The sequence below is a fragment of the Ferribacterium limneticum genome (genome assembly GCF_020510565.1).
Lineage (GTDB): Bacteria > Pseudomonadota > Gammaproteobacteria > Burkholderiales > Rhodocyclaceae > Azonexus > Azonexus limneticus_B.
In genome coordinates this window covers 2,088,662-2,113,976 of sequence record NZ_CP075189.1, presented here as the reverse complement: position 1 = coordinate 2,113,976, position 25,315 = coordinate 2,088,662, and the positions used below count along the sequence as shown (strand labels likewise).

29 protein-coding genes, 3 tRNA genes and 1 pseudogene are annotated in these 25,315 nt (G+C 60.1%); 16 read left to right on the top strand and 17 right to left on the bottom strand.

The genetic code is table 11. The annotated features are described in order from the left end of the window. Positions 1 to 2: 2 nt before the first annotated feature. The 11 genes from KI610_RS10175 to KI610_RS10125 form a co-directional block, all read right to left on the bottom strand. On the bottom strand, positions 3 to 320 hold the full coding sequence (locus KI610_RS10175) for an H-NS histone family protein (RefSeq protein ID WP_226494866.1): 318 nt from the start codon (positions 318 to 320) through the stop codon (positions 3 to 5). 220 nt (positions 321 to 540) lie between these two features. Continuing rightward, positions 541 to 617 (bottom strand) — tRNA-Pro (locus KI610_RS10170). Positions 618 to 651: 34 nt separating this feature from the next. Beyond that, positions 652 to 1,029, bottom strand: coding sequence for a MerR family transcriptional regulator (locus tag KI610_RS10165; protein WP_226494865.1), 378 nt, complete (start codon positions 1,027 to 1,029; stop codon positions 652 to 654). After that, complete coding sequence (locus KI610_RS10160; RefSeq protein WP_226405729.1) at positions 1,013 to 1,321, bottom strand: integration host factor subunit alpha; 309 nt, start codon at positions 1,319 to 1,321, stop codon at positions 1,013 to 1,015. Before KI610_RS10160 ends, KI610_RS10165 begins: the two co-directional genes overlap by 17 nt. Before the next feature lie 8 nt (positions 1,322 to 1,329). After that, complete coding sequence (gene pheT / locus KI610_RS10155; protein ID WP_226494864.1) at positions 1,330 to 3,705, bottom strand: phenylalanine--tRNA ligase subunit beta; 2,376 nt, start codon at positions 3,703 to 3,705, stop codon at positions 1,330 to 1,332. After that, positions 3,702 to 4,748, bottom strand: coding sequence for a phenylalanine--tRNA ligase subunit alpha (gene pheS / locus KI610_RS10150; protein ID WP_226494863.1), 1,047 nt, complete (start codon positions 4,746 to 4,748; stop codon positions 3,702 to 3,704). The genes pheT and pheS overlap by 4 nt, the downstream gene beginning before the upstream one ends. 69 nt (positions 4,749 to 4,817) lie before the next feature. Next, positions 4,818 to 5,177 (bottom strand): 50S ribosomal protein L20, encoded by a 360-nt coding sequence (gene rplT, locus KI610_RS10145; RefSeq protein ID WP_226405131.1) that lies wholly within the window; start codon positions 5,175 to 5,177, stop codon positions 4,818 to 4,820. Between the two features lie 11 nt (positions 5,178 to 5,188). Next, entirely contained in the window at positions 5,189 to 5,386 is a 198-nt protein-coding gene (rpmI, locus tag KI610_RS10140) for a 50S ribosomal protein L35 (RefSeq protein WP_226405130.1), read from the bottom strand. A gap of 77 nt (positions 5,387 to 5,463) precedes the next feature. Continuing rightward, entirely contained in the window at positions 5,464 to 5,940 is a 477-nt protein-coding gene (gene infC / locus KI610_RS10135; protein WP_449757747.1) for a translation initiation factor IF-3, read from the bottom strand. A 77-nt stretch (positions 5,941 to 6,017) separates the two neighbouring features. Further along, positions 6,018 to 7,934 carry a threonine--tRNA ligase gene (thrS, locus tag KI610_RS10130; RefSeq protein ID WP_226494862.1) on the bottom strand — a complete coding sequence of 639 codons (1,917 nt, stop codon included), beginning with the start codon at positions 7,932 to 7,934 and terminating at the stop codon, positions 6,018 to 6,020. Positions 7,935 to 8,067: 133 nt separating this feature from the next. Beyond that, positions 8,068 to 8,144: transfer RNA gene (locus KI610_RS10125), tRNA-Val, on the bottom strand. A gap of 101 nt (positions 8,145 to 8,245) precedes the next feature. Here KI610_RS10125 and KI610_RS10120 point away from each other — a divergent pair. Both KI610_RS10120 and KI610_RS10115 read left to right on the top strand, forming a co-directional pair. Then, positions 8,246 to 8,386: a hypothetical protein gene (locus KI610_RS10120; protein WP_226494861.1), complete on the top strand. Its 141-nt coding sequence runs from the start codon at positions 8,246 to 8,248 to the stop codon at positions 8,384 to 8,386. 9 nt (positions 8,387 to 8,395) lie between these two features. After that, positions 8,396 to 8,596 (top strand): SlyX family protein, encoded by a 201-nt coding sequence (locus KI610_RS10115; protein WP_226494860.1) that lies wholly within the window; start codon positions 8,396 to 8,398, stop codon positions 8,594 to 8,596. On the opposite strand, the gene KI610_RS10110 is transcribed toward KI610_RS10115, so the two are convergent. Beyond that, entirely contained in the window at positions 8,590 to 8,844 is a 255-nt protein-coding gene (locus KI610_RS10110) for a hypothetical protein (protein WP_226494859.1), read from the bottom strand. The genes KI610_RS10115 and KI610_RS10110 overlap by 7 nt on opposite strands. On the opposite strand from KI610_RS10110, the pseudogene KI610_RS20085 reads away from it, so the two are divergent. Further along, positions 8,803 to 9,525: pseudogene (locus tag KI610_RS20085) on the top strand (phosphoesterase); the annotation flags it as partial. The gene KI610_RS10110 and the pseudogene KI610_RS20085 overlap by 42 nt on opposite strands. Positions 9,526 to 9,580: 55 nt before the next feature. Here KI610_RS20085 and KI610_RS10100 read toward each other — a convergent pair. After that, positions 9,581 to 9,665, bottom strand: a tRNA-Leu gene (locus KI610_RS10100). 53 nt (positions 9,666 to 9,718) lie between these two features. Between KI610_RS10100 and hpnC the strand changes: the two genes are divergently transcribed. From hpnC to hpnE, 3 genes are read left to right on the top strand one after another with little or no spacing between them, the layout of a single operon-like run. After that, entirely contained in the window at positions 9,719 to 10,528 is an 810-nt protein-coding gene (gene hpnC, locus KI610_RS10095; protein WP_226494858.1) for a squalene synthase HpnC, read from the top strand. Positions 10,529 to 10,532: 4 nt separating this feature from the next. Further along, positions 10,533 to 11,366: a presqualene diphosphate synthase HpnD gene (gene hpnD / locus KI610_RS10090; RefSeq protein ID WP_226494857.1), complete on the top strand. Its 834-nt coding sequence runs from the start codon at positions 10,533 to 10,535 to the stop codon at positions 11,364 to 11,366. Between the two features lie 4 nt (positions 11,367 to 11,370). After that, positions 11,371 to 12,597 (top strand): hydroxysqualene dehydroxylase HpnE, encoded by a 1,227-nt coding sequence (gene hpnE, locus KI610_RS10085; RefSeq protein WP_226494856.1) that lies wholly within the window; start codon positions 11,371 to 11,373, stop codon positions 12,595 to 12,597. Here hpnE and KI610_RS10080 read toward each other — a convergent pair whose 3' ends face one another. Both KI610_RS10080 and KI610_RS10075 read right to left on the bottom strand, forming a co-directional pair. Continuing rightward, positions 12,598 to 13,068, bottom strand: coding sequence for a hypothetical protein (locus KI610_RS10080; RefSeq protein ID WP_226494855.1), 471 nt, complete (start codon positions 13,066 to 13,068; stop codon positions 12,598 to 12,600). It abuts the gene before it with no gap. Between the two features lie 131 nt (positions 13,069 to 13,199). Continuing rightward, positions 13,200 to 14,204: an alpha/beta fold hydrolase gene (locus tag KI610_RS10075; RefSeq protein WP_226494854.1), complete on the bottom strand. Its 1,005-nt coding sequence runs from the start codon at positions 14,202 to 14,204 to the stop codon at positions 13,200 to 13,202. A 160-nt stretch (positions 14,205 to 14,364) separates the two neighbouring features. On the opposite strand from KI610_RS10075, the gene pqqA reads away from it, so the two are divergent. Genes pqqA through pqqE form a run of 5 tightly spaced genes read left to right on the top strand, consistent with a single transcriptional unit; the run spans position 14,365 to position 17,633 of the window. Beyond that, a complete protein-coding gene (pqqA, locus tag KI610_RS10070; RefSeq protein WP_141353941.1) occupies positions 14,365 to 14,439 on the top strand; it encodes a pyrroloquinoline quinone precursor peptide PqqA in 75 nt (24 codons plus the stop codon). 51 nt (positions 14,440 to 14,490) lie between these two features. Then, positions 14,491 to 15,411 carry a pyrroloquinoline quinone biosynthesis protein PqqB gene (gene pqqB, locus KI610_RS10065; RefSeq protein WP_226494853.1) on the top strand — a complete coding sequence of 307 codons (921 nt, stop codon included), beginning with the start codon at positions 14,491 to 14,493 and terminating at the stop codon, positions 15,409 to 15,411. A 13-nt stretch (positions 15,412 to 15,424) separates the two neighbouring features. Next, entirely contained in the window at positions 15,425 to 16,216 is a 792-nt protein-coding gene (pqqC, locus tag KI610_RS10060) for a pyrroloquinoline-quinone synthase PqqC (protein WP_226494852.1), read from the top strand. Further along, the gene (gene pqqD / locus KI610_RS10055; RefSeq protein WP_226494851.1) at positions 16,216 to 16,491 is read left to right on the top strand and encodes a pyrroloquinoline quinone biosynthesis peptide chaperone PqqD; all 276 of its coding nucleotides are present in this window, start codon (positions 16,216 to 16,218) and stop codon (positions 16,489 to 16,491) included. The genes pqqC and pqqD overlap by 1 nt, the downstream gene beginning before the upstream one ends. Then, positions 16,488 to 17,633, top strand: a complete 1,146-nt coding sequence (gene pqqE / locus KI610_RS10050; protein WP_226494850.1) for a pyrroloquinoline quinone biosynthesis protein PqqE — start codon at positions 16,488 to 16,490, stop codon at positions 17,631 to 17,633. Before pqqD ends, pqqE begins: the two co-directional genes overlap by 4 nt. Before the next feature lie 617 nt (positions 17,634 to 18,250). Here pqqE and KI610_RS10045 read toward each other — a convergent pair. Then, positions 18,251 to 18,871, bottom strand: a complete 621-nt coding sequence (locus KI610_RS10045; RefSeq protein ID WP_226494849.1) for a PEP-CTERM sorting domain-containing protein — start codon at positions 18,869 to 18,871, stop codon at positions 18,251 to 18,253. Positions 18,872 to 19,560: 689 nt separating this feature from the next. On the opposite strand from KI610_RS10045, the gene acsA reads away from it, so the two are divergent. From acsA to KI610_RS10030, 3 genes are read left to right on the top strand one after another with little or no spacing between them, the layout of a single operon-like run. Beyond that, on the top strand, positions 19,561 to 21,309 hold the full coding sequence (gene acsA / locus KI610_RS10040; protein ID WP_226494848.1) for an acetate--CoA ligase: 1,749 nt from the start codon (positions 19,561 to 19,563) through the stop codon (positions 21,307 to 21,309). After that, positions 21,306 to 21,572, top strand: a complete 267-nt coding sequence (locus KI610_RS10035) for an acyl carrier protein (RefSeq protein WP_226494847.1) — start codon at positions 21,306 to 21,308, stop codon at positions 21,570 to 21,572. Before acsA ends, KI610_RS10035 begins: the two co-directional genes overlap by 4 nt. A 3-nt stretch (positions 21,573 to 21,575) precedes the next feature. Further along, entirely contained in the window at positions 21,576 to 22,103 is a 528-nt protein-coding gene (locus KI610_RS10030) for a GNAT family N-acetyltransferase (RefSeq protein ID WP_226494846.1), read from the top strand. A gap of 114 nt (positions 22,104 to 22,217) precedes the next feature. On the opposite strand, the gene KI610_RS10025 is transcribed toward KI610_RS10030, so the two are convergent. After that, a complete protein-coding gene (locus KI610_RS10025; RefSeq protein WP_226494845.1) occupies positions 22,218 to 22,880 on the bottom strand; it encodes a dihydrofolate reductase family protein in 663 nt (220 codons plus the stop codon). A gap of 169 nt (positions 22,881 to 23,049) precedes the next feature. Here KI610_RS10025 and KI610_RS10020 point away from each other — a divergent pair, with 169 nt between their 5' ends. Next, complete coding sequence (locus KI610_RS10020) at positions 23,050 to 23,577, top strand: peroxiredoxin (protein ID WP_226494844.1); 528 nt, start codon at positions 23,050 to 23,052, stop codon at positions 23,575 to 23,577. Between the two features lie 262 nt (positions 23,578 to 23,839). Beyond that, positions 23,840 to 25,315, top strand: a complete 1,476-nt coding sequence (locus KI610_RS10015) for a methyl-accepting chemotaxis protein (protein ID WP_226494843.1) — start codon at positions 23,840 to 23,842, stop codon at positions 25,313 to 25,315.

Here is a 25,315-nt window from a genome sequence, read left to right as displayed (position 1 = left end):
GATCAGACCAGTAAATTATCCAGCGAACCGCCATTGGCCACCCAGGCTTCAACCCATTTCGGCTTGCGACCGCGACCGGTCCATTCGAGTTCGAGATTTTGCGGATGACGGTATTTAACCTTGACCTTATTACCGGTCGCCGTCTTCACCTTGACCTCCTTGCCCAGCAAATCCTCAATGGCATAACCACGGGTTTTGGCAAAAGCGCGCAATTCATTCAGGACATTAACCTTTTCCTGAGCTTCACGACGTTTAATTTCAGTTGGAATTTGCTGTTGCAGGTCGCGCAACTGAGCGACGGAAAGCGTGGAAAGATCCATGGTTATCTCCTTATTTAAATGAGTGGCGACAATTTAATTTGTTTGAAATTATTTATCAATGCCATCCATAAACAAAACTGACATAAGTCAACTTTTAATAGGTAGAACCGACCGCGCAATAAAACGCTCCGAGCAGACCAAGCTCCGCCAAATAAATCAAGGGCGACCCCCATGAACGAAAAAGGCCAATCCGAAGATTGGCCTGACTCGTTGATTCTCTTGGTCGGGGCGGCGGGATTCGAACTCGCGACCCCTTGCACCCCATGCAAGTGCGCTACCAGGCTGCGCTACGCCCCGACAAGCCCGCCATTATACTCAAAAAACGTGGAATTCATAGCTGCAACATCTCGATAATGGACTGTAGCTCGCCACGCAGGCCACCCGGCATTTTTCCCGTCTCGGGCAAATTAACCGCAACCACCTCAACTGCCCCACCCTCGTCAAGCCGATTGCGTGCACCGCTGATCGTAAAACCCTGATTATAAAGAAGCTCGCGAATACGCCGAACCAGCAACACTTCATGATGCTGATAATAACGACGATTGCCGCGCCGCTTTACCGGCTTGAGCTGGTTGAACTCCTGCTCCCAGTAACGCAGCACGTGCGGTTTGACGCCGCACAACTCGCTGACTTCACCGATCGTAAAGTAGCGTTTGGCGGGGATGGGCGGCAACTCTTCGCCGCCCGGGGTTTTATGCCGCGGTTCCATCGAAGGCAAGCTCAACGTCTGACTTCAGCTTTTGGCTGGCGTGAAAAGTCACAACGCGACGCGCCGTGATGGGAATTTCCTGTCCTGTTTTCGGATTCCGGCCCGGACGTTGCGGCTTGTCGCGCAACTGAAAATTGCCAAAACCGGAGAGCTTTACGCCATCACCGGTTTCCAGGGAATTTCGGATTTCTTCGAAAAAAGCTTCGACCATGTCTTTGGCCTCGCGCTTATTTAGACCTACTTTTTCGAAAAGCAGGTCCGCGAGCTCAGCTTTGGTTAGCGTCATCGTTATTATTTCCGTCAGGCACGCAGTTGAGCACCGAATGCCTGTTCGAAACAGGACACCAGTTGCTGCATTGCAGCATCAACTTCCGAATCTTGCAAAGTGCGTTGAGTATCTTGCATAACTATGCGGAAAGCAAGGCTTTTTTTGTTTTCAGGGATGCCCTTTCCGACGTAAACATCGAACAACTGGATGTCCTGAATGAGGTTCGAAACCTGCCCTTTCAAGCCGTCAAGCAAGGTCTGCAGAGCGACATCCTGATCAACGACAATGGCAAGATCACGAATCACCGGCGGGAACTTCGAAACCTCAGCATAAACCGGAACCTGCACTGCCTTGACGGCATCGAAATCAAGTTCGAAGACAACCGGCGCCAGAGGAAGATCGTATTTTTGAACCCATTCCGGATGCAGTTCACCCAAACAGCCGATTTCGCGGCCATCAAGAATTACACGGGCCGCTCGTCCCGGATGCAGTGCCGGATGGACAAGCTTTTCAAACCGCGGTTGGGCCGGCGCCAGCAAGGCTTCCAGATCGCCCTTCACGTCGAAGAAATCGACCTTGCGCGCAGCACTACCCCAGCCTTCGGGCAAAGCGCCACCATAGGCCAGCCCGGAGAGCCTCCAGGATTGGGCAAAGCCGTGAACCGGCGTTGCTGCGGCATTGCGCTCGAAGGCGCGGCCTGTTTCGAACAGGCGGACGCGGTTCTGCTTGCGCTTGAGATTGGTCACCAGATTAGAGATCAATCCGCCGAACAGCGTCGACCGCATGACGGCCATCTGGCTGGCAATCGGATTTGCCAGACGAATCAGGTCGGTATTGGCAGCAAAGTCAGCCTCCCAGGCTTCCTCGACAAAAGCAAAATTGACGACTTCCTGATAGCCGCGATCAACCAGCAATTGGCGAACACGGGCGGCAGGACGTTGCGCCTCTGGCTGCACCATCATTTTCATGTTGCCGCGCGGGGCCGGGGCCGGGATATTGTCGTAGCCGTGCAGACGGGCGATTTCCTCGATCAGGTCTTCCTCAATTTCGATGTCGAAGCGCCAGGTCGGCGGGGTAACCAGGAAATCATCACCTTCACGAACGAAGGGCAGGCCGAGGCCGTTGAACAAGCCAGCAATCTGCTCGGAAGAAAAGGCCATGCCGATCACGGCGCAGGCGCGTGCCGTGCGCAGACGCACAGGCTTGCGTGCCGGCATCTCGGCCCTGGCCTCGGTTACCGGACCAGCAGCACCACCACAAATATCGATTATCAGTTGCGTTGCACGCTCGATGGCGCGGCGAGTGCCGCCGAAATCGACGCCGCGCTCAAAACGATGCGATGCATCAGAGCCAAAACCATAACGACGGGCACGGCCAGCAATCGCCTTCAGTGCGAAGAAGGCGGATTCAAGGAACAGTTCGCTGGTTTCCTGCGTGATGCCACTCTCTTCGCCACCCATGATGCCGGCCATGGCCAGCGGTTTGGCGTCGTCGGCAATCATCAGGATGTCGGCGTCGATCGCAATGGTCTGCTCGTTCAGCAGCAACAGCTTTTCTTCCGGCTTCGCCATGCGGGCATGCACGGCACCTTCAAGCTTGGTATTGTCGAAAGCGTGCAGCGGCTGGCCAAGCTCAAGCATCACGTAATTGGTGACATCGACCAATGCCGAAATCGATCGTATGCCGCTGCGTTCGAGGCGGCGCTTCATCCATTCCGGCGTCGGTGCCTTGGCGTTAACGCCCTTGACCACGCGACCGAAATAAAGCGGACAGGCAACCGGTGCGTCAAGAACTACGGCGCGCTGATCGGCGATGGTTACTGCTACCTCCGGCACCTCGATTAGCTTGGCCCGGGCGCCGGCAATGGCCGCCACTTCGCGCGCTACACCGGTCAGGGACAGGCAGTCGGCACGGTTCGGGGTCAGTTTGAGTTCGAACTGGTTGTCGTCGAGATCGAGATACTCACGAATCGACTGGCCAACCGGCGCATCGGCCGGCAGGATCAACAGGCCGGAAGCCTCTTCGGCGATGCCGAGTTCCTTGGCCGAACAGAGCATGCCTGAAGACTCAATGCCGCGCACCTTGGCAACTTTGATAACGAAATCGCCGGGCAATTTGGCACCTGGCAAGGCGCACGGCACGCGCAGGCCGACAGCCACATTCGCCGCACCACAGACGATGGTCGTCGGTTCGCCACGGCCGGTATCGGCCTTGCAGACGTTCAGACGGTCAGCATCCGGGTGCTTGACGACTTCCAGTACGTGGGCGACGACGACATCGTTGAATTGGGGTGCGACCGGCTCCAGACCTTCGACTTCGAGGCCGGCCATGGTCAGCAGATGGGAAAGCTCCTCGCTCGACAGTTGGGTGTCGACAAGGGTACGCAGCCAGGATTCAGAGAATTTCATGCGAATTGCCTCAGGAAACGGAGGTCGCCTTCAAAGAAGAGGCGCAGGTCATTGACGCCGTAACGCAGCATGGTCAGGCGGTCCTGACCGAAGCCGAAGGCGAAGCCGGTGTATTTTTCCGGATCGATGCCGGCAATGCGCAGCACATCCGGATGCACCATGCCGCAACCGGCGATTTCCAGCCAACGACCTTTCAGCGCGCCGCTCATGAAAGCCACGTCGATTTCGGCCGACGGCTCGGTAAACGGGAAGAAGGAAGGACGGAAACGCACCGTCAGATCGTCGGTCTCGAAGAAGCTCTTCAGAAAATCGGCAATGACGCCCTTGAGATCGGCAAACGAAACGCCTTCACCGACCCACAGGCCTTCGACCTGGTTGAACATCGGCGAATGCGTCGCATCGGAATCGACACGATAGACGCGGCCCGGCGCGATGATTCTGATTTCGGGCATTTTTTCCAGTTGACCGTAGCGTTCGACGTGCTCCTTCATGTAGCGCGCCTGGATCGGACTGGTATGGGTCCGCAGCAGCACGTTGTCGGCAACGGTACCGTCCGGGTTCTGCAGGTAAAAGGTGTCATGCATCGAACGCGCCGGGTGATCCTCGGGCGTGTTCATGGCCGTGAAATTGAAAAAGTCTTCCTCGATTTCGGGGCCGTCGGCCACTTCGAAACCGATGGAGCGAAACAGTGCCTCGATCCGTTCCAGCGTACGCGTCACCGGGTGCAGGCCACCCCGCGCTTCAGCGCGACCGGGCAGCGTGACATCCAGTGCCTCTTCGGCCAGGCGCGCTTCGAGCGCTGCCTTACGAATGGCTTCGCGACGCTCGTTGAGCGCAGCTTCAACGGCCGTCTTGGCGACGTTGATCGCGGCACCGGCAGTTTTCTTCTCTTCCGGCGGCAGCTTGCCCAAACCTTTGAGAAGTTCGGTGATCTGCCCGCTCTTGCCGAGGAAACGGGCTTTTACCTGTTCCAGCGCATCGGGGTCAGAAATGGCAGCGAAAGCCGACTGGGCTTCGCTAACGATTTGATCGAGATTGTCCATAGACGTCCACCAACAAAACCACCAATAAAAAAGGAGGCTTGCGCCTCCTTTTTTTAATTACGCTTTCGCTCAGGCGCCGAGCTGTGCCTTGGCCTGGGCGGCCAGAGCGGCAAATGCCGGCTGATCGAAAACAGCCAGATCGGCCAGAACCTTGCGGTCGACTTCGATATTGGCCTTCTTCAGACCATTCATGAAGGTGCTGTACTTCATGCCCAGCTCACGAGAAGCGGCATTGATACGGGCAATCCACAAAGCACGGAACTGACGCTTGCGTTGACGACGGTCACGGTACTGGTATTGACCAGCCTTCATCACCGCCTGTTTGGCGACGCGATAGACGTTCTTGCGACGACCGCGGTAACCCTTGGCCTGAACGAGAATCTTCTTGTGACGCGCGCGCGCTGTTACACCACGTTTAACTCTAGGCATCTTCTATCTCCTTATGCGTAGGGCATCATGGCGCGGACGGATGCTGAATCGCGCGCGTTAACTTCGACGGAACCGCGCAGATGGCGTTTCACCTTGGTGGTCTTCTTGGTCAGAATGTGACGCTTGAAGGCTTGGCCGCGCTTGATGGAACCACCAGCGCGAACAGAGAAACGCTTTTTGGCGCTGCTCTTGGTCTTCATTTTGGGCATTTAATGCTCCTTAATGACATGCCGTCAGGTGGTTCCCACTACGGAAACGCTTTGACTACCCGAAAGCACTTATGTAACTACTTTTGCTGCTTCTTTGCCGGCCCGATGATCATGATCATCTGACGACCTTCCATCTTCGGCATCTGCTCGACTGCACCTACTTCATCGAGGTCTGCCTTGATCCGTTCCAGTTGGCGCATACCGAATTCCTGATGCGCCATTTCGCGGCCCCGGAAGCGCAGGGTCACTTTGACCTTGTCGCCCTCTTCCAGGAAACGCGTCATGTTCCTGAGCTTGATCTGGTAATCGTTTTCGTCGGTGCCCGGGCGCAGTTTAATTTCCTTGACCTGCACCTGCTTCTGCTTCAACTTGGCTTCGTGAGCGCGCTTCTGTTCCTGGTACTTGAACTTGCCGTAGTCCATGATGCGGCAGACTGGCGGCTTGGCGGTCGGAGCGATCTCGACCAGATCAGCACCGGCTTCTTCAGCCATGTGCAAAGCCTCGCGAATGCTGACAATGCCTAGCTGTTCACCTTCTGCACCCTGGAGACGAATCTCCGGAACCGTAATTTCTTCGTTGAGGCGATGCGCCTTGTTCTGAGCTATGGTGAAACCCCCGAAAACAACAAAAATTAAGCCGTGCCACTCCGCGCGGCAACTTCGCTCTGAAGATGCCTGATCAGGTCATCAATGGACATTTGTCCTAGATCCTGACCACCGCGAGTACGCACGGCCACCAGTCCGTCCGCTTTTTCCTTATCGCCCACAACGAGCTGATAAGGCAGCCGGTTCAAGCTATGTTCCCGAATTTTATAGGTAATTTTCTCGTTACGCAAATCCGACTCAGCCCGGAAGCCTGCCTGATGCAGCTTTTGCGCAACATCGGCGGCGTAATCAGCCTGCTTTTCGGAAATATTCAGGACAACCGCCTGAACCGGCGCCAGCCAAAGCGGCAGAGCACCTGAGAAATTTTCGATCAGAATGCCGATGAAGCGCTCAAGCGAGCCAAGGATCGCGCGGTGCAGCATGACCGGCACCTTGCGCGCGTCGTCGGCGCCAACATATTCGGCCCCGAGACGACCCGGCATCGAGAAGTCAACCTGCATGGTGCCACACTGCCACGAGCGGCCGATGGCATCGCGGATGTGGAATTCGATTTTCGGACCATAGAAAGCGCCCTCGCCCGGCAATTCCGTCCACTCCAGACCGGAAGCCCGCAGGCCCTGACGCAGCGCATCCTCTGCCTTGTCCCAGACTTCGTCGGAACCAACGCGACTATCCGGACGCAAAGCCAACTTGACGGCCACATCGTTGAAGCCGAAATCGGCATAAACCTTCTTGACCAGCGCATTGAAGGCCGTCACTTCGGACTCGATCTGGTCTTCGGTACAGAAGATGTGACCGTCATCCTGCACGAAGCCGCGCACGCGCATCAGGCCGTGCAAGGCGCCGGCCGGTTCGTTGCGATGGCAGGAGCCGAACTCGCCGTAACGCAGCGGCAGTTCGCGATAGGAACGCAAGCCGGCATTGAAAACCTGGACATGGCCTGGACAATTCATCGGCTTGACCGCGTAATCGCGATTTTCCGACGAGGTCGTGAACATGTTGTCCTTGTAGTGCTCCCAATGGCCCGACTTTTCCCACAATGCCTTGTCGAGAATCTGCGGGCAGCGCACTTCCTGATAACCGTTGTTGCGGTAGACAGCGCGCATGTAGCTTTCGATTTCCTGCCAGATCGCCCATCCCTTGGGGTGCCAGAAAACCAGACCCGGCGCTTCGTCCTGCATGTGGAACAAGTCAAATTGCTTGCCGAGGCGGCGGTGATCGCGCTTTTCAGCCTCTTCCAACATATGCAGATAGGCGTCGAGATCTTCCTTCTTAGCCCAGGCCGTTCCGTAGATACGCTGCAACTGTTCGTTGCGATGATCGCCACGCCAGTAGGCACCGGCCACCTTCATGAGCTTGAAGACTTTGAGCTTGGCCGTCGTCGGCACGTGCGGGCCGCGGCAAAGGTCGATGAAATCACCTTCGCGGTAGAGCGAAACCTGCTGGTCGGCCGGAATGGCGCTGATCAGCTCGGCCTTGTATTTTTCGCCAAGATCGAGGAAGAACTTGACCGCGTCATCGCGCGCCCAGACTTCACGGGTTACCGGAATATCCTTCTTGGCCAGTTCGGCCATGCGCTTCTCGATGGCCACCAGGTCTTCCGGGGTGAAAGGACGCTTGTAGGCGAAATCGTAGTAGAAACCGTTTTCAATGACTGGACCAATGGTGACCTGCGCCTCCGGGAACAGCTCCTTGACGGCAAAAGCCAGCAAGTGGGCGGTCGAATGGCGGATCAGTTCCAAACCTTCCGGATCACGCTCGGTGATGATGGCCAGATCGACATTTTTCTCGATCAGATACGAGGTATCGACCAGAGTGCCATCAACCTTGCCGCCCAATGCCGCGCGGGCCAGACCAGCGCCAATGCTGGCTGCGACTTCGGCGATTGTTACCGGCTGTTCAAAAGAGCGGATGGAACCATCAGGCAGTTTGATATCAGGCATGGCAAATCTCTAGGCGAAAAAAAAGTGCGGGAGTGAGCCGCACTTTTTTGGTCAAACGAAGGCTGACTCGATTAGCGTTTCTGAACTGCGGTGCAAGTTCGGAAAATCATCAATTCAGCTCCGTTAGGAATTTTGGTAGGCGGTATTGGAATCGAACCAACGACCTCCACGATGTCAACGTGGCGCTCTAACCAACTGAGCTAACCGCCTAAAGAAGCGCGCATTTTACAGACGTAAAAGCCGATGTCAACAGCCCTTCGCGATTTTTTGCGAAGCCAAGTACACTTGCCGCTTATGCAACGGAGAAAGCCATGAACGAAGGCTGGATAATTCTCGGGATCTGTCTGATTGTCGTGTTGGGTGGAGCCCTGCCGCTACTCCGGCCACCGCGCAACGACGCGCCCCCGCCGCCACCCAAGGAAACCCTGCGCGACTGGCGCAGCGAAGAATAAGGACTATTTGTGGAATCGCGCATTACCGAACTCGAAATCAAGATCAGCTATACCGAAGACCTCGTCGAGGAACTGAATCGCCTGGTTTTCCGCCAGCAGGAGCAGATCGATCTGCTCTTCCGTGAAATTCGCGCCTTGCGCGAACAGGCACAAAATGCCCAGCCGCAAGAACAGCGCAGCCTGCGCGATGACCTTCCGCCGCATTACTGAGCATGTCTGCTCAGCCTCCAGTTTTTGTTATTTACCACGCCGACTGCCTCGATGGCTTCGGCGCCGCTTATGCTGCCTGGTGCCAATTTGGCGATGCAGCCACCTATCGGCCGATGCATCACGGCGAGCCTTGGGTGCTGGACGCGATTTCCGGCCACGCGGTATTCATCCTCGATTTCTCGTTTCCGCCTGAGTTTCTGGAAACGATGGCTTCTGTAGCTGCCTCGGTCACCCAGATCGACCATCATGCTTCGGCGCAGAAGGCGTGGGGCGACAAGTTACTAGCGGGCGAGAACAGCCTGCGCAGTTATCAGCACCCAACGCTAGCCCTGCGCGTCATGTTCGACCTGGAAAAATCGGGCGCCCGACTGGCGTGGGAGCATTTTCACCCCGGCACGCCAACGCCGCTGGCGCTCCGGCACATTGAAGAGCAGGACATGTGGCGTTTTACCCCGGGCACGCGTCCCTTCTGTCGCGCCCTGCGCCTGCTGCCTTTCGACTTCCCGATCTGGCATCAACTTGTGCTCGACACACCCGATGAAAACGCCCCGCGCTACCTTGACATGCTTGTGCAAGGCGGAGCCATCGAGCAGTTTTACCAGCTGGAAATCGCGCGTCTGGCGCTCAGCGCACTGCGCATCCCGGCCCAACTGCGTGGCGAACCGGTTGACGCGCTACAGGCGCAGCGCCATGGCCAAGCTATCGTTACTCACGAAGACTACGCCTGGCTGGCCGTTTCCGGCATTGCCATCAACGCCAATGCGCTGTTCGCCTCGGAACTGGGCAATTCGCTGGCCGAGCAAAGCGGCAGCTTCGGGCTGATCTGGCAACTATCGGGAGATGGCGAGGTGAAGGCCTCGCTGCGTTCGAAGGGCAAAGCGCTTGATGTTTCGGTGATCGCCACGCGTTACGGTGGCGGCGGCCATCCGAATGCAGCCGGCTTTCGGATGCCAGCCGACCAGTTTTTCAGCGAAGTGCTGAAGATGGTGCCCAGGAAGGGACTCGAACCCCCACACCTTTCGGCGCCAGAACCTAAATCTGGTGCGTCTACCAATTTCGCCACCTGGGCAGGCGGGGCGAATTCTAGCACCGACTGAGCCGCAATCTCCAGAGCAGACCACGATGTCCGTTGATCATTACGAAAACTTTCCTGTTGCTTCGCTGCTGGTGCCGGCCAAATTGCGCCGGCCGATCGAGGTGATCTACCGCTTTGCACGCAGCGCTGACGATATTGCCGACGAAGGTGACGCGTCGCCCGACGAGCGCCTCGCCGGGTTGAACGCCTACCGGGCCGAGCTGGATCGGATCGAAGCCGGCAACGTGCCGCAGACGCCGCTGTTCGTCTCTTTGGCCGAAGTCATTGCCGCGTTCAAACTGCCCATCCAGCTCTTCCGCGACCTGCTGGATGCTTTCGCGCAGGACGTGGTGAAGACACGCTACGCTGATTACCCGGAACTGCTCGACTACTGCCGCCGTTCGGCCAATCCGGTTGGCCGGCTGGTCCTGCATCTGTTCGGCCGAACCGAGCCGGAACATCTCGAACAATCCGACTGCATCTGCACGGCCTTGCAGTTGATCAATTTTTGGCAGGATGTTGCGGTCGACTGGAAAAAAGACCGGATTTACATACCGCTGACCGACTTCCCGCACTTCCGCCTCACCGAGGACGACATCGCGAACAGCCGCTGGTCGGCCAACTGGGCGGCCCTCATGGATTTCGAGATTGACCGGGCAACGGCGCTCATGAAACGCGGCGCCCCGCTCGTCCACGCCCTGCCCGGCAGGCTTGGCTGGGAAATCCGGCTGACCATGCAGGGCGGCCTGCGCATTCTTGAACGCATCCGGCAGCTGCGCGGCGACGTTTTCACCCGCCGGCCGAAGCTTGGCAAATGGGACTGGCTGGTTCTGGCTGGTCGATCCATTAGAATGTGACCCCATGAATCCCGACCAATACTGCCAGGAGAAGTGCGCCAAAAGCGGCTCCTCCTTCTATTACAGCTTCCTGTTCCTGCCCCTGCCGCGCCGGCGCGCCATCATGGCGCTCTACGCCTTCTGCCGCGAAGTCGATGACGTCGTCGATGAATGCAACGATGTTTCCATCGCCTCGACCAAGCTCGCCTGGTGGCGCCAGGAAATCGAACGCGTCGCCGAAGGGCAGCCGCAGCATCCGGTCGGACAGGCGCTGGCCGGCCTCGACAAGAGCATCAACCTGGCGAAAGAGCAGTTGCTCGAGATCATCGACGGCATGGAGATGGACCTCACGCAGTCGCGCTTTCTCGACTTCAAGGGCCTGTCGCTCTACTGCTACCGCGTCGCCAGCGTTGTCGGTCTGCTTGCCGCCGAAATCTTCGGCTACACCGACCGCCAGACGCAGAAATACGCCCACGACCTGGGCATGGCTTTCCAGCTCACCAACATCATCCGCGACATCGGCGAAGATGCCCGACGCGGCCGCATCTACATCCCGATGGACGAGCTCAAGCAGTTCAACGTGCCGGCCGCGGACATCCTGAACGGCAAGTATTCGGACAATTTCACGGCCCTCATGCAGTTCCAGTACGAGCGTGCCGAGAAATACTACGAGCAGGCTTTTGCCCAGTTGCCGGCCGTCGACCGCAAGAGCCAGCGCCCGGGCCTGATCATGGCGGCGATTTACCGCACCGTGCTCGACGAGATCAAACGCGAGAATTTCCAGGTCCTGCACCAGCGCATTTCGCTGCCGCCGACGCGCAAGCTGTGGCTGGCCGCCAAGACCTGGATCAAGGGCTGATCCCTTGAAAATTGCCGTGATCGGTGGCGGCTGGGCGGGCATTGCAGCCGCCGTTGAACTGACTGCCGCCGGCGCTGAAACGACCCTGTTCGAAGCCGGCCGGGTGCTCGGGGGCCGAGCCAGGGCCGTCGACGTCGACGGCCACAAGCTCGACAACGGCCAGCACATCCTGCTCGGCGCCTACCGCGATACGCTGGCGCTGATGCGCCGGGTCGGCGCCGATCCTGACGAACTCTTCGACCGCCGCCCGCTGCAGGTCATCGACAACACCGGCTTTCGCCTTGCCCTGCCCCGCCTGCCCGCGCCGCTCAACGTCGCTTGGGGGCTATTGACCGCCCGCGGGGTCGGCCTTGGCGAAAAGCTGCGAACGGCGCTCTGGATGGATGGCATCAAGCGCCGGGGTTTCAAACTGCCCCGAGAAACGACGGTATCCCAATGGCTGGATGACGCCGGCCAAACCGGCGCCCTGCGTCGCCATTTGTGGGAGCCGCTCTGTCTCGCCGCTCTCAACCTGCCGGCCGAGCGCGCCTCGGCACAGTTGTTCGCCAACGTCCTGCGCGACAGCCTGGGCAGTTCGCGCCGCGCAGATACCGATCTGCTGCTGCCTCGTGTCGATCTCGGCCAATTGCTGCCGGAACCGGCCGGACAATGGCTGCAAGCGCACGGTGCGCAAATCTGCCTGAGCACGCGGGTCAGCCAGATCACGGAAGCTGAAAACGGCATCGCCATCGACGGTGAATCCTTCGCAGCGGCCATCATCGCCACCGCGCCACAGCATGTCGGCGCCCTGTGGCCGGCGGCGGCCACGGATTGCGCCTATGAGCCGATTGCCACGGTCTACCGGAATTTTGTGCCAAAAATGAAATCGCCTTTCCCGCTTAGCAACCGCCTCGGTGGCCATTGCCAGTGGGTTGTCGACCGCGGCCAGGGCCTTCTGGCGTGCGTATTGAGCGGACACGGCGACTGGGAAAAACTCGACGACGAAGCGCTGGCCGCCGCACTCGACGAAGAACTCGGCCTGGCGAACCCGACCGGCTGGCACAAGGTGATCCGCGAAAAACGCGCCACTTTTGCGGCCATTCCCGGCCTGCATCGTCCGGATTTCAAAACCTCAAACCCGCGCCTCTTCCTGGCTGGCGACTACACCTGGGCCGACTACCCGGCGACCCTAGAAGGCGCCGTGCGCAGCGGTCGGCGCGCCGGGCAATGGGCGATGCGTCGCGCTAACTAGTTACTTCTCGCGACTTGAGCGCGAGGTTTTGGCGCGAGCCGGTGACTTTGCCGGCGCCGGCTCTTCAACGGTTTCGGCCGGCACTTTCGCCAACTCGTTGATTTCGTCGAGAAGGGCTTTCTTGCGGGCGGCGAGTTCCATGTAGCGGGCGTGAGTCTGACTGATCTCGCGGTCGTAGGCATGCAGGCGGTCCTGCTTTTCGAGCTGGCGGCGAGCGTTTTCGTTGAAATCGATCGATACCTGGCCATCGGGGTTGCTACCCTGCGCCGAAAACCCCTGGACGGCCGGCGGCTGGCGCTCGCGCAGTTCGTTGCGACGCAACTCCTGGGCCATTTCGAACTGTTGGTACATCGATTGCTGTTCCTCATGCAATTGACTGTATTCGGCCTTCAGTTCGAGCAGGCGAGGATTCGTGTCTGCGAAGGCGCAAGCCGCACCGGACAACAGCAAGATCGAGAGCAAGTTTTTCAAGGTACTGCCTCCAGTTGAATCAAGGCGACGCAGCCAAATGTCCCCTGTTTCCGAGAGGCATACATTGCTCCGATATGATGACAGGAAGGCTATTTTTCAAGATCGCGACGAGATTTTTGTCGCAATCCCGATCAGGGTGTGAACCGCCCAAGCGCCGCAAAGGAGTCGACCAGCCCAAGTGTCGCCGTCTGCATTGCCGGAGCATAGGGATCGTGCCCGACAGCCTCGACCCAGGTGCAGTCCGCATTCGGTAGTTGCTCCAGCAAGACGGCCGTCGCGCTGGCCGGACAAACGTGGTCGGCCAGGCCCTGCACAACGTGGATTGGCACATTCACCGCCGCAATGCGTTCGGCGGCGGCCAGCAGGCCGCCTTCCGCAATGAAGCAGGCGTGCCGGAAATAATGGAGCTGCAGGCGGTAGCGCAGCTGCAACACATCGCTATCGGCCTGACTTAAAGACCGGCTGGGTATTTTGGCCAGGGCGCATTCCCAGACATACCAGGCGGCGACATGCGCCACCAACTCTGATGGCGGTGCGCAGCGGAAGCATTCACCCAGCCACGGCAACATGGCGCCCGGCGCTTCCGGCGCACCGAGCGCCGCCCAAAACCGCCACGCTTCAGGATGGCGTTGGCGGGCGCCGCCGAAGAACCAGTCGAGATCGGCCGCCCGCGCCAGAAAAGGGTTGCGCAGCAGCAGACCGCTGAGCTGCCCAGGATGTGCGGCGGCGTACAGAATGCCGAGCGTGGCGCCCCACGAGCCACCCACTACCAGCCAGCGGTCAATTCCCAGATGCCGGCGCAGCACCTCGATGTCGTCGATCAGCGCTGGCGTCGTGTTTTCCTCGCGGCATCCGGCCGGCAGGCTTTTTCCGGCACCGCGCTGGTCGAGCAGGATGACGCGATAGCGCTCGGGATCGAAGAAGCCAGCCATGACCGGCGAACAGCCGGAGCCCGGGCCACCGTGCAGGATCAGCGCGGGGATGCCTTCCGGCAAACCACGCTGTTCATAGTAAAGACGATGGCCGCCGGAGACCGGAAGCCAGCCGCTATCGAACGGTGGCGGCGAGGTATGCAAGGCGGTGGCAGACATGCCGGCCATTCTAACCATCGACAACGCCTCCCAGACAGGCGCCACCGGAATCTCATGAAAATCATGAGGACCAATTCATGATTCCCGCGGGGCGCCAAGTCGGCTACGGCGCGATAGTTCAATCCAGTCTGCCGCATCGCTGAAAACGGCGGACAACCGGCAGCAGGTGCCGCCGGACGTTCAATCCATAACGGAGACTATCTAAATGAAATGGGAAACCCCGACCGCTTGTGACTTCCGCTTCGGCTTCGAAATCACGATGTACATCGCCGCCCGCTAAGGGACGCGCCGTCATCGCGGCCCCGGCTGGCGATGGCGGCTCCAAACAATCATGAAACTGATCATTCTCGGCGCCTCCGCCGGCGGCGGCTTTCCGCAGTGGAACTGCAACTGCCGCAATTGCGCCGGCCTGCGCGACGGTAGCGTCCGCGCCAAACCGCGCACCCAGTCATCAATCTGCGTCAGCACCGACGATGGCCAGGACTGGGCCTTGCTCAACGCCTCGCCCGACATCCTGCAACAAATCAAGGCCACCCCCGAATTGCAGCCGAACCGCGCCCTGCGCGACACCGGCATCGGCGGCATCCTGCTCGTCGATGGCCAGATCGACCACGCTACCGGCCTCTTCATGCTGCGCGAGCAGAAATCGAAGATGCGACTGTGGTGCGCCGAGCCGGTCTACGAAGACCTGACCACCGGCAACCCGGTGCTCAAGGTGCTGGAACACTATTGCGGCGTTGACCGCCACGACATCCCGCTCGACGGCACGCCCTTCGCCATGCCCAAAGTACCCGGCCTCGAATTCTCCGTGCTGCCGCTGTCCAGCAAAGCGGCGCCCTACTCGCCGCACCGCGAGGCCTCGGTGGACGGCGACAACGTCGGCGTCAGCATCACCGACCAGCGCAGCGGCCACAAACTGTTCTACGCCCCAGGCCTCGGCGCCCGCACGCCGGAAGTCTTCGCCCGCATGGCCGAAGCCGACTGCGTGATGGTCGACGGCACATTCTGGACCGACGATGAAATGATCGTCGCCGGCCTGTCCACCAAGACCGCCCGCGACATCGGCCACCTGCCGCAATCCGGCCCCGGCGGCATGATGGACTGGCTGGACGAGCTGCCGAAACATGTGCGCAAGATACTCATCCACATCAACAACACCAATCCCATCCTCGACGAAAACTCGCCGCAGCGCGCCGAACTGACCCGGCGCGGCATTGAAGTCGCCGAAGACGGCACCCGCATCACCATTTAAACGAGAGACAACCATGATCCGAGCCGACATCCTTGCCGAATCCCACGACGCCGACGACGGCCGCCCGGCCTGGAGCCGCGAGGAGTTCGAGGCGCAGCTGCGCGAGAACGGCAAGGCCTATCACATCCACCATCCGTTCAACGTCATGCTCAACACCGGCCACGCCACACCCGAGCAGATTCGCGGCTGGGTCGCCAACCGCTACTACTACCAGATCGCCATTCCGGTGAAGGATGCGGCGATCATGGCCAACTGCCCGGACCGCGAAGTGCGCCGCGGCTGGGTGCAGCGCATCCTCGACCACGACGGCTTCGAATACGGCCTGCCCAATGGCGAAAAAATGGTCGACGCCGGCGGCATCGAAGCCTGGATACGCCTAGGCGAATCCGTCGGCCTGACCCGCGAGGAAATTGTCGACCTGCGCCACGTGCTGCCCGGCGTCCGCTTCGCCGTCGACGCCTACATCAACTTCGCCCGTCGCGCCCCGTGGCAGGAGGCTGTCTGCTCGTCGCTGACTGAACTGTTCGCCCCGGTCATCCACCTCCAGCGCCTGGCCACCTGGCCCGGGCACTACCCGTGGATCGAGTCGTCCGGCCTGCAGTATTTCCGCAACCGTACCAGCCAGGCGCCGCGTGACGTGATCCAGGGCCTCAATGTCACGCTCGACTACTTCCGCACCCGCGCCATGCAGGAACGCGCCGTGCAGATTCTCAAGTTCAAGCTCGACATCCTGTGGTCGATGAACGATGCCATGGGCCAGCACTACGGCACCAACGGGGTTACCGCCGAACGGAAAGTAGCCTGATGGACGGCACGCCGCGCCTCGGCCACGGCTTCCGCTTTCAGTGGGAGCCGGCGCAGGAATGCCACGTGCTGCTCTATCCGGAAGGGATGATCAAGCTCAACCAGAGCGGCGGCGAGATCCTCGCCCGCTGCGACGGCCAGCGCGATGTCGCGGCCATCGTCGCCGACCTTGAAGCGGCATTTTCAGCCAACGGCTTGCGCGGCGACGTCGAGGCCTTTCTCGCCATGGCCATCGAAAAACGCTGGCTGCGCCTTGAAACCGGAGCCACCGCATGAACGCCCCGGCCAAAATCGGCCCGCCGATGTGGCTGCTGGCCGAAGTCACCTACCGCTGCCCGCTGCACTGCGTGTTCTGCTACAACCCGGTCGATTTCGCCAAGCACGAAGCCGAACTGAGCACCGACGACTGGCTGCGCGTCCTGCGCGAAGGGCGCGAACTCGGCGCCGTGCAGTGCGGTTTTTCCGGCGGCGAACCGCTGCTGCGCGACGATTTAGAGATACTCATCGGCGAAGCCCGCCAGCTCGGCTACTACACCAACCTGATCACTTCCGGCGTCGGCCTCACCGAAGCCCGCCTCGACGCCTTCAAGGCAGCGGGCCTCGACCACATCCAGCTCTCCTTCCAGGATTCGAGCAAAGAGGTCAACGATTTCCTGACCCACACCCGCACCTTCGACCTCAAGCAAAAGGTCGGCGAAATGATCAAGGCGCGTGGCTGGCCAATGGTCATGAACGTCGTCATCCATCGCCTCAACATCGAGCACATCGGCCGCATCATCGAAATGGCCGACGCCCTCGGCGCCGAATACCTCGAACTGGCCAACGCCCAGTACTACTCCTGGGCGCTGCTCAACCGCGACCAGCTCATGCCGTCACGCGAACAACTGCGCCGCGCCGAAGCCGTCACCAACGAATGGAAGGAAAAGCTCGCCGAGCGCATGCGCATCCTTTTCGTCGTCCCCGACTACCACGAAGGCAAGCCCAAGAAATGCATGAACGGCTGGGGCAACGTCTTCCTGACCGTTACGCCCGACGGCACCGCCCTGCCCTGCCACACCGCCCGCATGCTACCCGGCCTGAGCTTCCCGAACGTCCGCGACAGCAGCCTGCGCGAAATCTGGCATGAATCGGAAGGCTTCAACCACTACCGCGGCACCGGTTGGATGAAAAAACCCTGCCGCGACTGCGACCACAAGGAAGAAGACCTTGGCGGCTGCCGCTGCCAGGCCTACCTGCTGGCCGGCGATGCAGACGCAGCCGACCCGGTCTGCCCGAAAAGCCCGCACCATGAAATCGTCAGCGCGGCGCTTGAAAACACCACGAACCCGGACCGCCAGACACAGCCGCTTATTTTTCGCGATCCCAAAGAAAGCCGGCGACTGATCGAGGAAGCGGAAGCGTCGGAATCAAGCGCCTGACTGGCTTGTTGGCCATTCCTACGGTCAACCGGAAAAAACGGGCAAATTTGAAATGGGGATTTCTCGGGGGCTCTAGGGCGAACAACGGCTTGTCTGCCTTTGCCGACATTGAGCCTGTGGTCCGACTCGGGCAGCAAAAGGCCGGTTACCCGCCGATCACTCAATAGGCGCCGGCACGGAGCAAGCCACGGGAGGGTCTTCTCAACGCCCGGTCACCCCGAATTAACCCGACCTCGAGGCTTTCAGTCGGCAGCCTGACAATCCACACCATAGGCGCGTAATAAGGATTCTCCGAAATTAACTCGACGCGGCGGCCCCGGCGCTTGAGATGTTTCATCGTCACCTTGACCACCAAGCGGGTGAGCAAATCTGTCCGCTGCGCGCCTCCGCGGTGCGGCGGACGGCCAGCCGATCGCCATCGAGAATCCTTACGCTGCTCATGCCCCTTTGGCTGTCAGCGTCATTGAAACATCGTCGCCTGTACGCAGCACGGCGAAACGGCGTAATTGCTAATTCTTTGAATCAAGCATAGCTACTTTCGCTGGACGTCGATGGCTGCCCGAAGCTGTAGAATAAAAGACGGCGGCCCGTGGCCGCCGACTAGGGTGCCTGGCTGATCAGGCTTTGCGACGGCGCATGGCGCCGAGACCAGCAAGGCCGATGCCGAGCAGCGCCAGCGATGCCGGTTCTGGGACCGCAGCAGCGCTGGTAAACGACAGATTGTCGATCCCCTCGATTAGGTCGATCGGAGTGCCGGTGGAGTTGCCATACCAAAAAATCGCACTGTCAAAGCTTGCCGCATTGCCACTGATGGACTGGTCGGTTAAATCGTTGCGGTTCATCACTACGCTGAACAGGCCTACCGAAGTCGCGCTGGAAAACAACTCAAGCCATGCGCGGTCGCCAACTGCCGTACAGCAGAAATCATCGTTGCCAAAGAAGAGCGACAGCGAATTCATTGCCGAATCGAAGTTAATTAGGATGCGGCTGGCATCGTCGTTGAAGGCATACAGCAGCCGGTTGCCTACAGCCTGGTCGGGTTGGACTTGAAGGTTGGTGCCGATGGTATCGGTGAAGTGCACTCCGGCGTCAGAAGCCGATGTAAACCCGTTAGCCTTGGTGCCAAGGGTATCAGCTTCGAAGTCGATGAACCCGGCGTGAGCGCTGGCGGCGCTGAAAGCAAGGGCGGCGGCAATCGTCGCCGTTTTGAGTGTCCGAGAAATTCGTTGTGTTTTCATGTAAGACCTCTTTTTTGAATCATTGAGATGAGATCTGGTGCAATGCCCATAGGCAATTACCGCACCATTTTTTACGCCGCATTAACATTCCTTAAGAAACAATCGGCTATGGGTGCATTTGCAAACTAGCAATGGTCCATAGTGGGGCGTGTGTAAAAATATTCGACATAATGGTTTCTCGGCACGCGGGCACCTGAACAAAGTCGCGTTGTTCAATCTGCCCAGTTACAGCCCTGAGTTGAATCCGGAAGAACGGCTCAATTGCGACCTCAGGCAAGCCCATTTTTCAAGGCACCTCACCCACCAAGGCTAAGCGCTGCAATGCTGCCTTAGGGTCTGAAATGGCTACTTCCGCTTTGGGTCGCCAGTTTTCCTTCGCCGAATCGATAAGCAGCGGCTCAAAGCGATATTCGACTGAACGGCAATTGACTGGCACATTGCCGCCCGACACTGCTCGTCAGGCCAACGGAAGGTCAGGCCGACGAACCGTCCGATGAGCATTTCCACGGTCAACAGGAAAAAACGCCCGAATTTGAAATGGCGATTCCACGGATCGCTTTGGTCGCGACGGTAGCGTTGCTCGCCTTCACGTCCGAACGGACTCCATTTCGCTCCCGCATGAGCACCATCATTGCGGATGCCGATGGCGCAGCGCAGAATCTCGTGGCATACCCCCTGCGGAATCTCCGATGAAGCCGGCGTTAATTCGAAAACTGTTTGCTGATGCGCGTACCGATACCGCATTCTCTTGGGCTGAGGTTGCTTGCGAACTTGGCATCGCCCCGGATGGCGAGATCAACATTGCTCAGTTGGCTGTCGACCGCCATGCCCATTCGGCCCGTGCAGGGAAAACTGCCTTCCGCTTTCTGGGCGCCGATGGCAGCGCCCGTGACGTCAGCTATAGGGAACTCGCCGAGCTGACTGACCGTTTCGGCAACGCGCTCAAGTCGCTGGGCGTGGCGAAAGGTGATTGCGTATTCGTGCTCTGCGGCCGCATCTGCGAGCTTTACGTCGCCGTGCTCGGTGCGCTCAAGATCGGCGCTGTCGTCTCACCGCTTTTTCAGTCTTTCGGCCCTGAGCCGATTCGCAGCCGCATCGCCCAGGCGGCCGGCAAGGTGCTGGTTACCACGGCCAGCGCCTATCAGCGCAAGGTCGCGGCACTTCGCCCGGAACTCCCTTCGCTCCAGCATGTGCTGCTGGTCGATGACCTCGGCGCCGGCGCATTTGCGGATACGCTGGACCTGCACGCCCTGCTCGCCGCCGCCCCCGACACTCCGGCGCTCGTGCCGACCGGCCCGGAAGACCCGGCCCTGCTGCATTTCACGAGCGGCACGACCGGCCTGCCGAAGGGGGCCATTCACGTGCACGGCGCCGTCCTGACCCACTACGCCACGGCGCGAACTGCGCTCGACCTGCAGCCGGACGACGTGTTCTGGTGCACGGCCGATCCGGGCTGGGTGACCGGCACCTCGTACGGGATCATCGCGCCGCTGGTGCTGGGCGTGACCAGCATTGTCGATGAGGCCGATTTCGACCCGCTGCGCTGGATTCACATTCTCGAAAACGAGCGGGTCAATGTCTGGTACACCGCGCCGACGGCGATCCGGCTGCTCATGAAAGCCGGACCCGAACTGTTTGCCGGCCACCGTTTTCCCGACCTGCGCTTCATCGCCAGCGTTGGCGAGGCGCTCAACCCGGAAGCGGTGTGCTGGGGCCTGGAAGCCTTCGGCCGGCCGATTCACGACAACTGGTGGCAGAGCGAAACCGGCGGCATCATGATCGCTAACACCGCCGCCCAGGACATCAAGCCCGGCTCGATGGGCCGCCCGCTGCCGGGCATTGCCGCCCATGTCGTCCGCCACCAGGCGGGCGAGCCGGTGACGGTGATCGAGACGCCTGAAACGGTCGGCGAACTGGCGCTGGAAACCGGCTGGCCGTCGATGTTTCGCGGCTATCTGAACCAACCCGAGCGCTACCGCGAGTGCTTTGCCGGCCATCTCTACCTGACCGGCGATCTGGTCCGGCGCGATGCCGATGGCTACTTTTGGTTCGTCGGCCGCAGCGACGATGTGATCAAGTCGTCCGGCCATCTGATCGGCTCGTTCGAGGTCGAGAGCGTGTTGATGGAACACCCGGCGGTCGCCGAGGCGGGCGTCATCGGCAAGCCGGATGCGCTGGCCGGCGAGGTGATCAAGGCCTTCGTCGTCCTCAAGCACCAGATCGCGCCGAGCGAAGAGCTACGCCTCGAATTGATGGGCCACGCCCGTCGGCGGCTCGGGGCAGCCGTGGCACCGAAGGAAATTGCATTCATGCCGGCGCTGCCACATACTCGAAGTGGAAAAATCATGCGCCGGCTCCTCAAGGCAAGGGAACTCGGACTGCCCGAAGGCGACAGTTCGACGCTGGAACAAGCCGAGGCGCAGCGGGAGAAAAAATGAGTCAGCAACAAGAACAAATCCGCACGGCCGTGCTCGCCATCGTCAAGCGCCTGGCCCCGGAAGTCGATCCGACGAAGATCATCCCCGACAAGCCCCTGCGCAGCCAGATCGATCTGGATTCGATGGACTGGCTCAACGTGCTGGCCGCCATCCACGAAAAGCTCGGCGTAGACATTCCCGAAACCGACTACGGCAAGGTCCAGACGCTGGATAGCATCGTCGCCTACCTCGCCGGAAAAATCCCTGCCGACTCGCTGGAGTAAGCCGTGGCCGACTATCCAGCCGAGCTCGTCCGCAACCGCTTCCTGTTCGATGGCAGCCCGGTCACCATCCGCCCCATCCGCGCCGATGACAAGCCGCTGGAACAGGATTTCATCCACCATCTTTCTGCCGACTCACGCTACAAGCGCTTCATGTCCACGCTCAACGAACTGGCGCCCGGCAAGCTCAAGTACCTGACCGAAATCGACTACGTCCGCCACCTGGCGCTGGTCGCCATCATCCAGCGCGACGGGCAGGACGTCGAGATCGGTGTGGCGCGCTATGTGGCCGGCCCGAATGGGGACGATTGCGAATTCGCCATCGCAATCGACGACGAATGGCAAGGCAGCGGCGTCGCCGGCATCCTGATGCTGACGCTGATCGACGCGGCAAAAGCGCGCGGCATGAAAAAGATGGAAGCCGTCATCCTGTCCTCGAACGACAAGATGATCAAATTCGCCCGTCAACTCGGCTTCGACGTCCGCCGCGACCCGGACGACCCGGGCATGATGCGCGCGGTGCGTTCGCTGTAAAAATCACCGCCAACCGTGATTGCCACGGTCAACCGGAAAAAACGGCCAAAAATGAAATTTGCTGGCCGCGGGAAAAGCCGCTGCCCGTCAGGGACGTCGGCCTTCAGCGAGTGCCTAGGCGTCAGTCTGCCCCTGGCGCCGCAGGACGACATGCGTAGCCTTCTCCGAGGCGACGAATTCAACGCATTCATAGCCCAGCGCCCGCAAATCAAGCCCTGCGTACAGCGATTCTCCCCGCCCGAGCAGGACCGGCGAGATGGCGATGTGCAGTTCGTCAATGAGGCCCTCACGAAGATACTGCCGGATTGTGTCCGGCCCGCCGCCGATCCGCACGTCCTTTCCGGCGGCGGCCTCGCGTGCACGGTCGAGCGCCTCGCGAATGCCTCCTGTTATGAAGTGGAAGGTCGTGCCGCCCTCCATCTCGATGGGGGGACGCGCATGATGGGTCAGGATGAAGACTGGAACGTGATACGGTGGATTGTCTCCCCACCAGCCTTTCCAGTTGCTGTCCGGCCAGTCTCCGCGAATGGGCCCGAACATGTTCCGCCCAAGAATCCAGGCCCCGACATTCTGAAAGCCGCGGTCGGCGAAATCATCGTCAACCCCGGTCGTCCCGCCGTCCTGGCCGAACAGGGTCCGCTGGATCGTGCGTGTCGGGAATAGCCACTGGTGCAGTTCCGTCCCGCCAATGCCGAGCGGATTGTCGATGTCCTGATTCGGACCCGCCCCATATCCGTCGAGCGAGATGGTGAAGCCTTCAACGCGAACTCGTGTCATCGTTTGCCTCCGTTTAGACGCCTTGTGACGTGGACAGCAAATCTGCATGATTTGCCGGAATTTTGCGAAATATTTTGGGCCAACGCCTCTTCAGCATTCCGCCTGAATTCTTCACCCACAAATCTGTCCACTGAGCATGGTTTCCCAACGGTGAATGGAGAATAGAGAGATGAAAAAGCACTGGCACTGGCTTCTCTGGGCCACCATCTTGCTATCAGGTGCCGCCTATGCCGAGGCGCCGCCGCAGCCAGGTTCGGTCGCACCGGCATTCGTCTTGCCCGACGGGAACGGGAAGTCGAGATCCCTCGCCGAGTGGCGGGGGAAATGGGTCGTCCTCTATTTCTATCCCAAGAACAACACGCCGGGCTGTACGACAGAAGCGATCAACTTCCGGGATAACCAGCCCCGATTTACGGAATTGAACGCCCAGGTGGTTGGCGTCAGCGTCGATACGGAAAGCTCCCACCGGGACTTTGCCGAGGAAAGGCGCCTTCCCTTCCCGCTTCTTTCCGATCAGAGCGGAAAGGTATCGCAGAGCTTTGGCGCCTATTCCAACTGGGGCGTGATCAAGTTCGCCAAACGCTACACTTTTCTCATTGATCCAGACGGCGTGGTCGCCAAGGCATACCTGCAGGTAGATGCGGGAAAACACGCCAGTGAAGTTATCGCCGACTTGAAATTCCTGGCGGCGAAATAGCCTTGACTGGACGTCGAAGCGCGACGCTAGCGCTACCCACCATCTAAACCAAAGTCTAATAGGCAGCCTGGACGTGCTTGCCTAACCTCCCGGCGAGCGTTTGAGCCGCATTTCGGCAAATTCATCAAAGGGGACGGTGTTGGTCGGTAGCAGCAGTGTGGGGATTTTTGGTGAGGGGCGATGGTCGCTGAAGCAGCGGTTTTCCATAGCGATTGGTACAGCGATCCTGGTCGCCCTGGTGACAATGTACGGCGTCCGGCTGATGGGAAAGGCGGCGACCTTTCACTTTCTCGAACGCAACCATATGGAGCTGGCGCTGCGCCTCGACGCTGCCTTGAATCGGGTCGAGCAAGCGGCGCGAAACGCTGCCGATACGCACATCGATACGATTTCCGGGCAACTCGGCGAGGCGCGCCAGTTGGCCGTTCGGGCCGACAACGAGGTCTTCGGTTTTGAGCAGCAACTGCTGCGCTTGCTGGGCTTTGGGCCGCTGATCGATCTGCCGCAAAAGGACATTGCCGACGTCGATGGCATGCTGGCGATTCTCGCGACTTTCCCCACCCGGAGCGGCGCCATGCCGGTCGAACTGGCGCAGCAACTGCGCCCGGGAATGGACGCGATGATGGCCAACTCGATGGCCTTCGCCCCGCTGACGGCCGATGCGGCGAGCTTCATCAAGATTTCCGTTTTTTCGGTTTCGGCCTTCTGTTCCCTGCTTTTGGTAGCGACCGCCTTTGCCCTGCGCCGACGTACCCTGGGCCCGCTGGCCATCGCCATCGAGGCCGCCCAACGGGTCGCCTCGGGCGATCTGACCGGAAAAATGGAGGCCGTCGGGCGCGACGAGGCGGCGGCGCTCATGAACGCGCTGCACAACATGAACGAGAGCCTGTCGCGGCTGGTGAACGATGCTCGGCAGGATTCGGGTCTGATCGCCGAGAGCGCGACGACGGTCCGCCAGCAGTCGGAAGCCGGTTCCGACAAGGTTCGCTACCAGAGCGACGCGGTGGCCGCGATTTCGAGCACCATCGAAGAGCTGGCGACGAGCATCGCCTCGGTCGCCGATCGCGCCGACGAGGTCCGCCTGCTGTCGGACGAGAGTCTGGCAGTGAGCCGCGATGGCTGGCGGAACATGGGGCTGCTCCGCGCCAACATCGAGGAAATTCAGGGTGCCGTTGAAGACATCCGGAAGACGACAGAAGCATTCATGCGCAACACCGGTTCAATTTCCGCGCTGACCCAGCAGGTCAAGGCGATTGCCGAACAGACCAATCTGCTGGCGCTCAACGCGGCCATCGAGGCGGCGCGGGCCGGCGAGTCGGGCCGGGGCTTCGCCGTGGTCGCCGACGAGGTGCGAAAACTGGCCGAACAGTCCGGTCGCTCCGGTGCCGATATCGAAAACCTGACCAAGCTGCTGGCTGACAACTCGCAGTCGGTGGCCAAATCGGTCGATCGCGGCGTCAATACCCTGCAGCACAGCCAGGAAAACATGGCCAACACGCTCGCCGCGCTGCAAACGACCATCGCCCGCGTCGAGGCGGCGAGTCTGGGCGTCGACGAGATCAGCCTGTCGGTGAAGGAACAGGCTTCAGCCAGCAACGACATTGCGCGCAACATGGAAGAAATCACCTCCGGCCTCGAAGCAACCTCGGCCAGTCTGGCGGTCAGCCTGAACGCTTCGCGCGGGCTCAATCAGCTGGCTGAGCGACTCAAGATGTCGGTGGGGTCGTTCAAGGTCTAG